Genomic DNA, 15,085 nt, shown 5'->3' with positions numbered 1-15,085 from the left:
TGGTGTTATGAGTCAGACTAAATTGCGTCAAAACCTGTGGCAGTATACTGGAAAAACCTATCAGCCCTACTCTGATTCTTCTAATAATTGATTACCTTCACTGTCAAAACCCGATACCAAAAGGGGTGCTATCCAAATCCCCCTTACAAATGACAAATAATAACTAAAGGCTTTAATTATTTCATATGCATCATCTAAAGTAAATGTAGTGTTATCTAAACGTTCTATCTTGCAGATGTGAGTAACACCATAACCTCCTTCAGATTTCAGCAATTCTTCTAGCTCATAACAATTATCCAAGGTTGATAGAACGATATGCCAGTTGTCATGGTCAAATATAAATTGACCATCAAACATTAACCAGCCTTCTAGTTCTATTGCTACCGGATTACCTTCTTCGTCTTCAACTGGATTGCCTTGTTCATCTTCTTGATAATCAAAGTGGTTAGAAATATTAAACCACAAAAAGTTAGGAATATGAAAAACTACTGAGGCTAAATTATTTGTATTTCCTTGAATAAAAGGTTCTGTTAAATGTCCCGAAAGCTGGTTCTTTTTATTTCCCCAGTGTGTACTACTAGAGATATGTACTCTTAAACGATGTTGAGGAACTAGCTCAGTTAACTTTAGTTCCAGTTTATCTTGATTGTCTAAGTCAATCCTATCTTCACCAGAATAGACAAATTTAAAATTGATATTAGGTGATGGATGCCAAGATATTTTGACAAAAACTTTGCCTTCAACTACTTGCTCATTATTAATCAGTTCAGCAAAACCTTGATAAAGAAAAACGTGCTGATTGGGAATTTTTTGAGTAATTATTTTGGGTTTTGGTTGCCATTGAGCCATAAAATTTATTTTATTTACTAGGTTTACTGGGGTATAAAATAGGGGGTGTGCATATCCCATTAATTTTTATCTCGAATTAACCCCTATGCAGGGGATTTATAGGGAGCTTTTAGAGTATATTAAATCTCTTAAAATGTTATACCCCACATGACGTGTACGCGATACGGCTGTACTCCGTTAAGCCTGCGGCTTATGGCATGACTGTGGGGCTCCTACCAATAATCTAAAGCGCTCTCTGTGAAAGGACAGAACCTGCCAATTCCTTAGCAAAATAAGGGGAATGAGAACTTGCAAGAATAATAGCAGCTAGAGTTGCCATTTCTTTACTGGTTCTCCTTTGACCAATACCTCTAGGATCTGCTGGCGCTGCCTGAGACAAAACAGATGCAGCAAGTTGTCTACAGGTAGCGCTAGAGCGCGGATCATTAAGAACGTTAGAAGCTAAGGAAGCCATTCCTTCGCTAGTACGGCGATTATAATTCATTAATTTGTCTTCATTTCCTTGAGAGTACTGTTATTAAAGTAAACAAGAAAAATGAAGAACCCGTGGAGATTAAGGTATTATACAGCACAGCAACCAAAACAGTACAGTTTGTATCTTGTATAACTTCTGTATATTTTTGCTGTAAATAAAATTTGTAACATTTCGCCAACAGTATCAGGCTCGTGGCTCAATGCCTTACAGTTCTTGCTGCTGTCGCTTTTGTCTCTCAAAGTAGAGATGCTTGTCCAATTCCTCGTTCCAATCCTTGGCTTTTGGTTTAAGCCTGGTGGCTTGTGGTAAAAGCTGCTTGATAAGTCTTGCCGTTTCGTTTCCAGCTGTGTTGTTATCGTAAGCAACAACTACCGATGGTATCTTTCTCAAAAACTCCACTGGTACGCTTCGATCGCTATCAACTGCGAGGTACAAGGTTTTCCTAAGTTGCGGCTGCTCTAGCATAGATATAGATAAAGCATCGATTGGGGATTTGGTTAGCACCACTCTTTGAATCGGATCGTCTTCAGTTCCACCACTCCGCACGTAGAACCAACCAGCGTTCCGCTTTGTGCCAGCAGCCAAACCCATGAAGGTGTTATCCTTACCTACTGTTCCTCTCAAGAAAGCACCTGTCACATCTCCATCTAGAGAGCGCATGATGAACACGGCATTTTGTTTAGAGTCAGCATAAACCAATCCGCGATCGCGCAGAGCCTGCACTAAGTTTTCGCTTAGTTTGCGTTCCTTCGTCAGGTAGTGTTGCACTGCCTGCCACCCTTTCTCATTGGGCACTGGGGGTGTAAATTTGGGAACTGGTTCTACGATCGCTATTTGCTGGGCTTCATTAATTGCATGAAGAGTTACAGCAGCTATCATCCCCGATTCACCAAAACGATCGCGCAGCCACGCCACAGCTTGTCGGAAGTTACACTTCTTAACGTGCATCACTAAGTCAATCGCACCACCACCTTTCTGCTCACCTGAGAAGTCGTAGAACTTGGAGTTGGTAATGCTGATGATGTGATCGTGACCCTTCCACTGATGCTGATTCTTGTAGTCTGGATCGAGTCCCAAGTTGTAAGCAACATCTTCTAGGGGCAAGTCTCGCAGCGCTTGTAGTTCTTTCTTATACTTGAAAACTTCTGCTTCTAACTCCAGTACGCGCTGCTCCAACTTCTGCCTTTGGAGTTCAGATGCTCTTGCCTTTTGCTCCATGTCTTGATAACGTTTTATTGCCGCAGTACGATCTGATAGCTGGTGGTTGATGATGTCGAGGGAGGGTTGCAAAGTTTCCTTGACGCGCTTTCGGTAGGCGATCGCACTCTCAGTTTCTGTGGCAGTCGGTAGAGTTTGTTCCAAGTCCAAGTTGAGAGATTGGCGATTCACAGAGGCGTAATATTCTTTGACCTTGGTATGTTTGGCAGTACTACCTTTGATACCCCGCTCTATCCCCAGATGGGCAACAGCAGCTGCAAAACTGTCTTGAAGCTCAGACAGTCTTTTGCGGGTTCCACCAAACAGCGCCCGACAGTTAAGTTTACCTCGTTCATCCAGTGGCACTAGGTAGGCATGAATGTGGGGAGTCGCCTCATCTAAGTGTAATTCACAGCGAACAACGCGATCGCCCCAAGATTGTTTGAGCCACTTTGTCGTTGCTTGTGCAAAGTCGTCCAAACGCTTTTGGTTATACGTTCCGGCGATGGATGGGTCATCGGGACGGAAATATTCAGCACTGGCACTTAGGACAAATTCAACACCCAGCACTGCATTGGAGCGAATTTTCCGATCGCCAATATAAGTTTTGAACATCGTCACCAAGTCTGGATCTGACTCCTGACCAATTAGGCGGATGTTGTGTACGGCTGGATTTGCATTGGGTGTATTCCGCTCCCTGGTGGTGTGTAGTTCACTACCAGCCAGAGTTCCCCAATCCTTTATTTTCTGGATGCGACAAACTGTGTAAGCCATGAAATACAGTTGTAGGCAATTCTTTTCTAATTTCTCTATGTCAAAGATGCAATGATGCAGAGCATCTGCTGGGGCGCGATCGGACAATCGCACGCTCCCACAATGGCTCTACAGCAGTTGAATTTCGCGTCTGGTTTCAGGGTGGTTGAATTGACGTTGCGAACGGAACAATTTTAGCGGCAGCGATGCCCGTGAGGGCAAAAATTGTGGAGTGAGTCCACAACTAGTTTAAGACTAACCGAAAACAAATTGCAAGCAGATAATAATTGAGTCAATCAAGTGACAAATATGTGTTTGGTAAATGTCAAAAAGTCGATGTTGTAGTGTCGGTTCATTAAATATAAATGAACGATATGAGAAGTCATTATGTCATTTCACAATGAAAACACAATCGAGTCAATAAAAGGTCAACCTACAGACAGATTAAGAACAAGAATCAATCAACCACAAAACACAAATAGAACACAACAGTAACATATCGGAACAAAAAATAACAAGAGTCGCAATTGACGAAAAGTAAATTTCAATACAAAAACAATTCCGTAGCGTACCTCTAACTTTATTCTGAGGTAAGAGAAAAGTCATACAAGTTATCAATAAATAGTTGGGAACAAAGATAAGAAACATGACAAACGAATGACGGACTTAACAATGAGTTTTGACCCTGGTGCTTCATTGAATAAAGTGGTGTATCAGGTTAAGGATGAAAAAACACCAACTCTGCTCGTGATGCAACCGGAAGTCATTTTAGTGACACACGAGGCAATTAAAAGCTATGTGTCGAACCGCATTGGTAATCCCCGCCCTGAAGCCGAAGCTTGGGGGGTAGTCAATGACAAGTGTTTTGTGGTCGGATGTCTTGCACGGGAGTTTCTGGCAGATGCGGGAATGCGGGAACTGAAGTACGAACGAGCGGTGTACAAGGTACTGGCAGCAGTTGGAGCAATTAAGCAAATTCTGGGACTTCCGACTAAATTCTCTATCTGTTTGGCAGTGTTGTTGCCTTGGAATGAATATCCAGACCGAGGGCGCTTTGAACGTCTGCTTCGGGTAAGTTTGAAGAATTACACATTTCGGGATGAGCGGTTACGGGTGAAGTTGGAACACTTTGAATGCCGTCCTGAAGGGAGTGGGTTGGCAATGAGTTTGCTCAATACCAAAGGGCTGAACTGGTTTCGTTCCCGGTCAATTGCCACGCTGATGTTTGGGCATAGAAACACAAGTGCTTTAGTATTTATAGAGGGCAAGCTGAACCATATTCATACCACTACAACAGATTTGGGCTTTCACCAAATGGTTGAGATGGTAGTGCGGCGAACGAGTGGGCAAAGTGCGGACACGCTCACTAAGGCAATTTTTAGTGCTGGTGCTGCGATTAGTGAGAGCCAAAGTGTAATAGCAGCATTGGCACAAAGTCGAGATGAGCATCTCAGGGCTGAAGAAGTGAGGGTAATTAGCAATGCGATCGCATCATCCCGAACGGCATACTGGCGACGGCTCAGTGCTTGGCTGGATACAACACTGCGACCCCAGTTGAATGTAGCAGAAGTCATTCTGTGTGGTGGTGCAGCACATTACTTTAAGAAGGAATTGCAAGAGTATTTCTCTGACACACCGACATATTGGGGAGATGAATTAATGAAGCAGGTACAAACCACAATATTCGCCGATTATCCCAATGCAACAGCGCTAGCATTTCGACTGCTCGATGGATTCGGGTTATTTCTTTATCTCCAAGAACGGGAGGCGGCAGTTGTATGAGTGGGCAAACCAGAAAAAGGATAAACCTGACGCTAAGATATACGCCTTATGCTGATAGCCCTGAGGGGGTGGTTCTGACTTATCTCAATTGTTCTCAAATGCGGGTGCTGAAGAAAACAGTGCTAGAAACTCTGTCAATGTGTTGGTTAGCGCTGGCTTACCAAGAGCAAGGGAATCTACCTCCAGAGGAATTGCGGTTAGTCGCACTCGGCTGTGTGGATGCTTTGGAGAAACATATTAGCTATATTCGGGCTGCATTTCGGTTAGAGAGTCCAACCGCCCAGAACTCAACTTTTCGAGAAGCGATGACTCCAGTAATGTATGCGAACACGCCACCAACTGTTAGGAATATATCTACGAATGGTGAGAGTAGGGAAGAATCCGCGAATTTGGAAGGCGGCTCGAAAAGGAATTTGTATTTAGATAGTCAAGAACTTTTTGGATAAGACGATGCCACGAGTAAAAAAGACGGAAACAATGGATAAGCAAATTGAGCAATTGCAACTAGAAAATTCGATAATATCACCACCTTTAGATCGGAAAGATGAAGGGAACGAGCATCAGGAGTCTAGGGCTGCAACGAGCGCTATTCCTATAAGTGAATTAGATGCAGAAAATGGCTCAAAAGAAGCTCCGATAAATCCTAAAACTCCGACCAAAATTCATCTTATTGATGGTGAGAAGGGAGGAGTTGGTAAGTCGTTGTTTGCCAGAACTTTGATGCAGTACGTTGTAGATAAGCAAATGAAGATAACGCTGGTAGATGCCGATCGCACAAATGCCGATGTGAGTGAAGTGTACCCAGCTGGAGCCATAACTGCCTCATTTAGTGAAGATGAGAAAAAATCTTATGCTGCTGACGAGATTTTTAATTTGGCATTAACTCAATCGGTGATTGTGAATCTCCCCGCGCAGGTTTATCTCCTCGTTAACGAATGGATTTCACGCAACGATGTTCTTGAAGTCGGCGCTCAATATGATGTGAGTCTGGTCAAATGGTTCGTTTGTACTGGGGCATACGATAGTGTGAAGTTATTTATGGAATCACTTGACAAGTTTAAAGACACTATTACTCATGTTTTGGTGAAGAACTACGCAATGTGTGATGAGTGGGATCGGGTATTAGAAAAACCAGAACTAAAAAGTGCGATTGCAAAGTATAAAGTGAAGCAAGTTGTCTTTCCTAAACTGTCTTACCGAGAACGGGATATTCTCTTAGAAGAAAAGCTAACGTTTAGTGCTGCAAAGAATTATACATCCAAGCTGGGGGTATTGGGAATTCAGCGGGTGCATTCATTCTTGAAACAGGCACATGGCGAGTTGGATAAAGTGGGGTTACTGCCGTGATGGGGAGTGAACTTGAGCGATCGGGTGAAAAGTCAGTCAACAAGAGTCGATTAGATGCTGCGCTTGAGGGCTACGGCGATGAATTTAAAGGCAGAGTCTTGGACATTGTTCGTAAAACTGGGTTAGAACCGGATGACCCTTTATTCCTCGTTCTAGCGGCAACGGGCAGGTTAGAAGTGTTGCTAGAAGATGCGCCGGATACTTTAGAGCAGCTATTTAAGAACTGGAGTCGCGAACTTGCTCGTAACCTCGAACTGGTCGAGTCAGCAACTGTAGAACGCCAGAAGTTAGCGATCGCTAAAGCAGCTGGGGAATTGATTCGTAAAGCTCAGATTTCCGAAGGGCAAAGATTGCTCGCTTCCCTGGTTCCAGCTGCTGGCTTACTTTTGGCAATACTGGGTGTCGGGTTTATCATGGGTATGAGTATTCCCCCCTGGTTGGCTGGTGGATTCGATCCAACCGGACCCCGCCACCTGACATTAACCCAAGCCGAAACATTGCGCTGGGCTGAGTCGGGGGAAGGGAAGTTTGCCCGTAATCTCATGCAGTGGAATCGGGGGTACTTGGATAATAAAGAATGTGTTAAAGATGTGCAAAGGCTAAAAGTGGTATTGAATTTGGACGGTCGGCGAGCTAAGTCGGGATTTTGTTTGGTGTGGGTAGTGCCAACCGATAAGCGCGAGTTTGAGAAGTAAGAAACGCACTTGCATCATGAGCTATCCCGTTGTCCTCTATCCAAAGCTGCTAGTTGACTTTATAGCAGATAATCCAATACCAGATGTGGAACCAGGGGTAGGCGCGATCGAGGTGCGAACGATCCCTCATGAAACCTCCAAAAAATTGATGGATGCTCGCACTGTGGAACATCAAAATTATTGGTTTTTCTATCCCTGTATTGTGATGGGATATGCCAGTTTGATGGTGTTAAACATTTTAGGGGTTTTTGGAGATTGGGGGTGGATGGTGTTAGGAGGTGGGGCAATTGGGAGTGGGTTCTGGCTTTATCAGCGTTTGAAGGCAGATATAAATCGCTTTTTCTCAAATTCTTCAACTAAGAAGAGTGTTAATGAACATTCAACTGACATCATTGGTGAAAAATTATCCGCTCCCCAAGTCGTGAATCGTGGGGACTTAAAGCAAAGGCAATTCCTACAACAACGACTAAAAAAGCTCAAACTCACTCTCCACAATCGAGTGAGAAAACCGGATGGTGTGAGTAATGCTCCGGTTGGCGCATCTGAGGTTTTGTTCAAACAAGTTCTGGAGCGGCATTTTCCGGGGCGGGTACAAACTCAGTTGAGGTTTCCGATAGACGGGACAGAGTATTCTTATAGCATCGACTTTGCAATTTTATTTGATGAGATTGGACTCGCTATTGATTGTGAAATTGATGAACCCTACGCTTATAATTCAAGAAAGCCAACTCACTGTGTAGACCAGCCCCAAGATTCTCAACGCAATTCTTTCTTTTTAGAGGGCAATTGGATTGTAATTCGGTTTGCGGAAGAGCAGGTGGTGCGGTATCCAGAGTCTTGCTGTAAGCAGATTGCTAGTGCGATCGCTTTGATTACGGGGATAAGGCGGTATCAAAAGAAGTTTCAGGATGTGCGTACTGTCCCTCAAATGCGGCAATGGACGAAACGGCAGGCTAAGAAGATGGCAAAGTTAAAATACCGCGATCGGTATCTCGCAATTAATGGTTTTACTCAAAACGGAATTATACCAGAGTTCGTGCGAAATAGGACACGATATTAATTTATTGCTTCAGCGACTCCGGTTTTTCGTTCTCCTTCACCTGACTTTTCACGGCATCTGGAAAACCCCATTTTGAGCTTTTTGTCACCCAGACGATAATTTGTCTGGGTGACAGGTATAGTGACAGCTGCTGCTATGAATTTGGTTAGGGTTTGGCAGTGGTGGACAGAAGCTAATAATTTTGGTTCGTGCATTTCTCGATTTGCTGCTTTAGCTGTATAAAGTTTGACTTGAACGAATTCGCCAACAAAGTCAAAATCTTCGCGAACTCGCTTTTTTGTCCAAAGTCCAAACTTATTGGTTTCGGGAGCATTGACGACAGTTTTAGGGTTTCCAACTAGGGTGTTGACTTTGTGCATTTTTTGAGGAAAAAAGTTCATGCAGTTTTTGTGTCGTCAATTTTTGGACAACAGCCCATTTAATAAGGCTTTCATCTTTGTGCTTTCAGACATAGATTTTGCTTGAAAAATTATCGCCTAAAAACCCTCAGAGTCAACACCCTAGTTTCCAACCAACAAAAATAAACTTGCGGTGTCCTAGTTAGCGGGGTGGACTCTCAAGAAGTACATAAATAACATTTAAGAGTAATAGAAATTTTTCTCATAAAAGAAGTCTGTACTTGATTTGAGGACTTGCTGGTGGTGTATTTCGCAGTTGAAAACAATAAAGACTTTACAGTTAACGATTATCAACCAGATGATTGTTGGTTACCGACAAAATCTATAGGTTTAGGAATTATACCTGATAATTTTAGCGATGATAAAAAATTACATAATCCTTTAAAACCATTGCTTAATACAATCAAAAAATTTGACGAAGAACTAACTAGATCTCAGCGAGAGTACATAAAATCGGTCGATCTATATCTTAATCAAAATAAGCCTTTTTCTACACCTATTGAAAAATCAGTTCCCGCTAATAAAAAAGATCGCTTGGAGAAACTAGCTCCTGTTATTACGCAATATCAAAAACTGGTAAGATACTGTCTACCCACTGAGAATTCTTATATAATCCGTAAATGGGGAATTAATTACCCTCTTAAATATTTTTGTATTAGTGATAAAACTTCTAATAAACAAGAAAAAAGTGTTTTTCTTGGTGGTTATGTTGACGAACTTGTAGAAAAAATTCAACTCTTTACTCAACCGAATTTTTTGATTGAGAACAAGATACCTCTACAAGTGAAACCTTACTTTGTGTATCTAGTTGATGAACTACCTAAGTACGTAAAAGCTTGAAAAGTAGACCTGTTATAATTAGGTTCAGAATTAATAGATCATGTTTTTATCCTTACGGGAGTGATTACTCATTCACTGATTACCTCTCGAGTGGCGGCTTCTATTATTTCATCGGTGTACACTGAGTATGCGTCTATGTTAGATAGAGCCTCATCAATTTTTTTCATTCTCTCTGTTATTAAATTTTGAATTTTTCTTCTTGGGGTTTCTTCGTTAATTTGTACTAATAAGTCTAGAGTATTTAACAAGATATTCCTTTCTTCTTCTAACGTTGTTCTTAACTTCTGCTGATACCTTGACGTATCTATGTTCGCCTTATTTTTTTCTTCTTGTAATTTACTATTACGTCTGCGTATTGCTGCAATTTTCCTATCTTTAAGAAATACAAAAAAACCAACCCCAAAAGCCAATGACAATACTAGACATAATACAAAAAGTCTTTGTTCATTTGGAAATTTATCAATTGTAGCTGGCAAGAACCATACTATCGCTACAGCAAGTAATGCCAAAACTACAACATCTGGAGAAAGTTTTTTGAAGATTTCGCTTATGCCTGTGAAAATGTCTTGCCCTTGTTCGGGCTGTTGTTCGTTAGACATTCAAACACCCTCAATAAATTGCTGTTTGCTATTGTATTAAGTGAAGAAGGCAGAAGGCAGAAGGATGCAATATAGTGGGGGCTTCAACCCACTACCAATTGCGAGCCACCAAATAACAATTATGGTGGGGGACTTAAACCCTTGCTCAGAGCGGTCGTGCAGAGGCTTCGGGTATTAGGCAGAAGTGATAAATCCCTTCTGCCCTCTGCCTTTCTTGTTAAAAGATCTTAGCCGATTGTACAACGGACTAACAATGATTACTACTCTATGTCTATTAACTTCTGTAGTAGTCCATATTCCGTCACCATTGCCTTACGAATCCGTTCAATCATGTAGCAGGCAGTATTCTTATTAACCCCAATCTCTTTAGCAAGCTGACGCACACTGATATCCTCTGACGAATTCAACACAAGACGAATCGCTAAAAACCATTTATGCAATTTTACATGAGTCTTATGAAAAAGAGTACCAACTGTAACACTATATGAAGTAAAGCATTCGTTACAGTTATATCTGCGCTCACTTTTATAAGCTGTGGCGTTGGTTGAACCGCAATAGGGACACTTTGGCTTTCCATCCCAACGAATTTGCTCAAGAAGGACAAGGCAATCTTCGTGATTTCGTGACATCTTTAAGTTCAGAACTCTGAGCTAAAGATGTCAAATTCCTGTTAAAGACACGTCAGAATTTTGGTTCTTCAGTACTTGTTATGCTAAAATAACAAGTACTGAAGAGCCGAATTATTTAGATAATGTTATTTTCTTGTGGGCGGCTTTGATAGCGCTCATCAAGGGATTGAACCTGATATTTGACCATTTTCGATAACGACAACTTGTTGGGGAATGGTGCTGTTGTCATATATGCGAACCCGGTCTGCTATTTACCAATCTACCTTGATGAGCATTTGCTGCTGTAGTGATTTCCTTCCTGTATTAGCGTTCGGATTGAAACTGTTGGTTTTTAACTGTCATAGATTGCCAATAAGATTTTTGCTTTTCTGTGAGGCGGTTAATCGTGGCTTTTTGATCCCTTGTAGCTTGGTAAACTACTTGGTGTTGATCGTTAATGATTTGCAATGTGTCGTTTGATGTTGAATAAATAGCGGTGTGTTTACTGCCAATGGTCGCCGTCTGAATAATGGCATTTTGATTGTGGGGTAGGGCGCGAATCGCTTTGAGACTGGCGGTGATTAAATTTTGCTCCCATTTTTCACGGATTGTGGTTGGAGTAGGGGTAGGTTTTGCAGGTTTTAAGGACGTTGGCGTGATGTCAATCAAGGGTTCGGTTTTAATGATTTCGCTTTGGGCGATCGCCTCCTTTGAGCCTAAGTTCTGCGGACACGCTTCGCGATCGCCTATCGCGCTTTGCATACCGTTACGGGCGATAAGCCGGGTACGGCTTGCGCTAAGAGCGATCGCATCTTTATTCTTTGTCCACTCTTCGGGATACCTGACAGTAGCTGGGTCAATAATGAGATGAGCGGTTGTTGCGGGGGCAGATTGGATAGTAGCACTAAATTTAAAGCCGTCTATGGATTGATGAGCGGCTTGCACCTTTTCACTCAGTGCTGCAAACGAATCCTTGTCAATGACCCCCAACACTTTACCATTAACTAGGGCAAGGGGCATAGGCGGTTTACGAGGGTCGGAGTTTGACTTGAACCCAATGGAGACGGTGCATGATTCTCCTTGGAATGCGCGATCGGCAAAGGCATACTTTTTAATCTGCCCCACCTTTAACTGATTGCCTTTGCTGGAAGTGATAATGACTGAGGCGCTGGGGGGAGAAGTGATTGTTGCTACCGCTTCTGTGCCAGTAGGCAGCTGGGGTGATTCACTATTAAAGATAGCGAGCTTCTTGCCTTCTGCTACCACCCAGCGTTGGGAGCGGGTGGGATCGCGGGGATCGCTATCCAATTCAATTTTGATGGGGACTTTCTCACCATGCCAGTTGCGTCCATTGTGTTCGCTGCTGGGTTGGTGCGTGCCAACTACAGAAAGGTTAGTGAATTGTAATTCCTTCAGTTGTCCGATGATTTGGTCGGGGAAAGCAGCAAATGCTACACTGGCTTTCTTACGCCCCTGGTACTTTTGACTTTCTTCAGTATGGGTAATATTGTGGAGAGCTGCAGCCAGTGGAAGTTTTTCGGATTGGGCTGTAGCGTTCCTGACTGTTTCTAGGTATTCACTCGCTTTTGAGAAGGCAGCTTCTACCATACTCTTGCTGACTCCTGGCTGAAAGGCGACTTTTCCTTGTTTGATTGTCATACCAGCTTTGAGATTATGTTCTTTGGCTGAGGCAACGGACACCGTGCCAATACTTTGACTTGTTTTTTCTCCGGTAATAGGGTCTTTGAATGTAACATTGGCAGCCAGTGTTTGAGGCATATCTTTGGTGGCTTTACGATCTTCTAACCTAATACTTAGCTCTGTAGCTTTCCATAAGTTAGAATTTTGGGAGGTATCAAATTTAATTAAATTAGTGACTTCGATCTGCCGACCACTTGTTGGTGATGTAATTACGAAACTTGGACCAGGTTCTGACTTTCTTTTTTCTTCTAATCTAATGGCTTCTTTAATCAAGCTGTTGTAGGTATTTTTAATAGTTGTAGCTAGTTCTTTATGGGTTTGGGTAAATTCAACTCCAAAATATAAAGCTCTAAATTGCTCTGGTTGTCGGGCGATGAGTTGGTTTGACTCAAAGTGCTGATTAGTCTGCTTTACCATCAAGTCAATGGGGCTGTGGTTCGTGGTTTTCATTCCCCGATTCAAGAAAGCTTCTGGGTTTTTCTTATCTGTCAACCATCCAACAGAGGTGTAATTGCATATTTCCTGGCAGTATTTGAGGATAGATTCATCAGGGCGGAGTGCGCTTTTAGGACCATCTACGGCTACTTGTAACTCGTTTGAAAGTTGTCCTACAAGCGATCGCAATAAATTTCTTACCTGGCTCAATCCTTGTTCTACTTGTTGTGTCGTTAGGCTCGCTGGTAGTTTAGCAATGGGAGCCATTTGTTTTAAGATTTCTTCTGGAATATGAATCTCGCCGTTTTTGTGTTTAGCTTCGATATGACTTAAGTGAGCGGATATGCGTCTGAGATACCCATACTGTTCTTCTTTGGGCATTAGCTGAGTTTCCCATTGCAACGCTACATTTTTTTGAATTTCGTTGGCAATGAGTCCAATTTTATTTTCCATCGCGCTGACGGCGATTTCTGCAAAAGTTCCTTGATAGGGGACTTTAGCTTTTTTGACTACATCGGGATAGCGGTTGGCTGGCAGATTGTATTCCTTGACTTCAGCAGCTAGAGTGGGAAAATCACTCGCTTTGGCAAATGCCAAGCGATCGCCATCGAAATCCGCTTGCAAGTTATCAGCAGCAGTTTGGGGATGGATGTGTACTGTCCCAGAAAGCTTCATTGCTTCGGGTAAATGCCGATTGGTCAGTACAATTACCCCATTTGAGTTGACCAAGGGAGAGCGAGTGACAATGATTTCTTCCCCTTCAGGAATATATGGAACGCAAATTTCATCCTCACCCAGCTGCCAACTTGGTTGAGCCAACCCTGCGTCAAATTTAATCGCCCGTCCGGTAGCGATATCTACCCAGGAAGCGCGAACAAATTCTTGTAACTCGGCAATAATTTTGGGGTGTTCCAGTATTTGGAAGTGACCCTCTAAATCGGCTTTGAGCAGGCGATAAACTAACTGGTCTTGTTGTTCTGGATTAAGTTCACCGCTTTCCCCCAAGTTGCTGAAAACTGATTCAACTTCTTCAGCTAAGTCACCTTCAAAGTCTGACATTTCGGACTCTGCGGAGTTGACAAGTGCTTTGCGCCGTTCGTAAGTTTCAACATAAAGCTGAGCAATTTTGTGGGGTTCTGATTGGGTGGAAGCCAAAATCATCGCATCCATTTCTAGCCGGGGTAGCATATCAGCTTCAACTGCACGAGGGTAATTGACCAGTATTTGCGTGCCAAGGCTATGTTCTCCATACTCAGCCAGTGTTTTGATTCCTAAGCCGACTGTTAAGTTATATTCACCTGGTGCAATTGCATCTTGCCCTTTCCTACCTTTAAAAGAAGATGTCGCTAGCACGATGTCATAACCCGTCTTGCCCTTATCCCTAATTAACGCCTCTCCTACTTGCTCAAGTCTAAAGGGGGCTAATGTTCCCTTAGCAATGCGGGCTACGGGGTTTTCCTCTTGCTCCTTGATCCCCAATCGAAACTGAAATGGAGTGTTGCTGCTGCCTGTAAGTTCTTCTGCCAAGTCCAGGCTGATTAAGCCTTTGCAGTCACCTACTAAGTTTTTTGCCATATCCAGTGGTAGAAAACCTCCGTTTTCCCCAGTTGCGTCGTCTATCACCAAAATGCGTAAGTTCTTAAGTTCCTTGAAGTCCCGACAAGGAGTGAACAGCAGCGAACCATAGGCTGCACCGTCTGAAGCATTGGGGTAAATGCGATCGCGCACTTTGTCGTCACTGGCAAAATACATTCGTTCCCCTGCGGCGAACTGTAGCGTCTTACCCTCATGTTCTCCCAAGTCTTGGGCTGTTGTAGATCCAGGATAAACCGTACCGATGGCAAATTCGACACCGGGATATAAGTATTCCGCTAAGGAATTTTCTATCTTCTCTTCTACCCCAGTATCTTGCTTAAGCTTTGTATCAAAATGTTTGAGGATTAGAGTCATGGTTTATCTGGAAATGTGAGCGCATTTATATCCAGATTGGATTATAGAATTTTCTGTTGAGATCTGCCTTTGTAGGTAGATTAAAGAAACTTGTTTCATTCTTAACAGAGTTAAGATAGAATGATGGATTATTGTAAACTTATGACTAACCAAAAATTACCCAAGTTGACTCGCGAGCAGTCTATGCGCGGTTTGATGCCTGAAGAACTTATGAGTGAGGGTTATATGGAGGCTGATGACTTTTATAACCCAGCGCAAGACGAAGATAATGATGAAAAAGACCCAACAATTGCTGAATTGATTAGAAACGGTATTCCTGATGTGGAGATTGGTGAAGGAGAGGAGTTTTAAGATATGTTTAACTGCGATTGATGTCTACTTGACAAATCAACAATT

At 42.7% G+C, this 15,085-nt stretch carries 14 protein-coding genes; 7 read left to right on the top strand and 7 right to left on the bottom strand.

Features of this window, described 5'->3' with window-relative positions; genetic code table 11:
- Nucleotides 1–66 precede the first annotated feature (66 nt).
- The 3 genes from ACYRY3_RS43380 to mobV form a co-directional block, all read right to left on the bottom strand.
- Nucleotides 67–849 carry a hypothetical protein gene (locus tag ACYRY3_RS43380; RefSeq protein WP_460208031.1) on the bottom strand — a complete coding sequence of 261 codons (783 nt, stop codon included), beginning with the start codon at nt 847–849 and terminating at the stop codon, nt 67–69.
- Between the two features lie 223 nt (nt 850–1,072).
- Complete coding sequence (locus ACYRY3_RS43375; protein ID WP_460208030.1) at nt 1,073–1,333, bottom strand: hypothetical protein; 261 nt, start codon at nt 1,331–1,333, stop codon at nt 1,073–1,075.
- Nucleotides 1,334–1,528: 195 nt separating this feature from the next.
- Nucleotides 1,529–3,382: a MobV family relaxase gene (gene mobV, locus ACYRY3_RS43370; RefSeq protein WP_460208029.1), complete on the bottom strand. Its 1,854-nt coding sequence runs from the start codon at nt 3,380–3,382 to the stop codon at nt 1,529–1,531.
- A 549-nt stretch (nt 3,383–3,931) separates the two neighbouring features.
- On the opposite strand from mobV, the gene ACYRY3_RS43365 reads away from it, so the two are divergent.
- From ACYRY3_RS43365 to ACYRY3_RS43345, 5 genes are read left to right on the top strand one after another with little or no spacing between them, the layout of a single operon-like run.
- Nucleotides 3,932–5,056: a ParM/StbA family protein gene (locus ACYRY3_RS43365; protein ID WP_460208028.1), complete on the top strand. Its 1,125-nt coding sequence runs from the start codon at nt 3,932–3,934 to the stop codon at nt 5,054–5,056.
- A complete protein-coding gene (locus tag ACYRY3_RS43360; protein ID WP_460208027.1) occupies nt 5,053–5,502 on the top strand; it encodes a hypothetical protein in 450 nt (149 codons plus the stop codon). Before ACYRY3_RS43365 ends, ACYRY3_RS43360 begins: the two co-directional genes overlap by 4 nt.
- A gap of 4 nt (nt 5,503–5,506) precedes the next feature.
- Nucleotides 5,507–6,403: a nucleotide-binding protein gene (locus ACYRY3_RS43355; protein WP_460208026.1), complete on the top strand. Its 897-nt coding sequence runs from the start codon at nt 5,507–5,509 to the stop codon at nt 6,401–6,403.
- A complete protein-coding gene (locus tag ACYRY3_RS43350; protein ID WP_460208025.1) occupies nt 6,403–7,098 on the top strand; it encodes a DUF6753 family protein in 696 nt (231 codons plus the stop codon). The genes ACYRY3_RS43355 and ACYRY3_RS43350 overlap by 1 nt, the downstream gene beginning before the upstream one ends.
- 16 nt (nt 7,099–7,114) lie before the next feature.
- Nucleotides 7,115–8,158: a hypothetical protein gene (locus ACYRY3_RS43345; RefSeq protein WP_460208024.1), complete on the top strand. Its 1,044-nt coding sequence runs from the start codon at nt 7,115–7,117 to the stop codon at nt 8,156–8,158.
- On the opposite strand, the gene ACYRY3_RS43340 is transcribed toward ACYRY3_RS43345, so the two are convergent.
- A complete protein-coding gene (locus ACYRY3_RS43340; protein ID WP_460208023.1) occupies nt 8,155–8,517 on the bottom strand; it encodes a hypothetical protein in 363 nt (120 codons plus the stop codon). The genes ACYRY3_RS43345 and ACYRY3_RS43340 overlap by 4 nt on opposite strands.
- Before the next feature lie 279 nt (nt 8,518–8,796).
- On the opposite strand from ACYRY3_RS43340, the gene ACYRY3_RS43335 reads away from it, so the two are divergent.
- A complete protein-coding gene (locus ACYRY3_RS43335) occupies nt 8,797–9,396 on the top strand; it encodes a hypothetical protein (protein ID WP_460208022.1) in 600 nt (199 codons plus the stop codon).
- A gap of 68 nt (nt 9,397–9,464) precedes the next feature.
- On the opposite strand, the gene ACYRY3_RS43330 is transcribed toward ACYRY3_RS43335, so the two are convergent.
- The 3 genes from ACYRY3_RS43330 to ACYRY3_RS43320 form a co-directional block, all read right to left on the bottom strand.
- Nucleotides 9,465–9,995: a hypothetical protein gene (locus ACYRY3_RS43330; protein ID WP_460208021.1), complete on the bottom strand. Its 531-nt coding sequence runs from the start codon at nt 9,993–9,995 to the stop codon at nt 9,465–9,467.
- Between the two features lie 260 nt (nt 9,996–10,255).
- The gene (locus ACYRY3_RS43325) at nt 10,256–10,624 is read right to left on the bottom strand and encodes a transposase (RefSeq protein ID WP_460208020.1); all 369 of its coding nucleotides are present in this window, start codon (nt 10,622–10,624) and stop codon (nt 10,256–10,258) included.
- Between the two features lie 303 nt (nt 10,625–10,927).
- Nucleotides 10,928–14,689 (bottom strand): hypothetical protein, encoded by a 3,762-nt coding sequence (locus ACYRY3_RS43320; RefSeq protein ID WP_460208019.1) that lies wholly within the window; start codon nt 14,687–14,689, stop codon nt 10,928–10,930.
- Between the two features lie 141 nt (nt 14,690–14,830).
- Here ACYRY3_RS43320 and ACYRY3_RS43315 point away from each other — a divergent pair, with 141 nt between their 5' ends.
- Nucleotides 14,831–15,040 (top strand): hypothetical protein, encoded by a 210-nt coding sequence (locus ACYRY3_RS43315; RefSeq protein WP_460208018.1) that lies wholly within the window; start codon nt 14,831–14,833, stop codon nt 15,038–15,040.
- Nucleotides 15,041–15,085: the final 45 nt, after the last annotated feature.

The sequence above is a fragment of the Scytonema sp. NUACC21 genome, from assembly GCF_054684315.1.
This window is presented reverse-complemented; position numbering and strand designations above follow the sequence as displayed.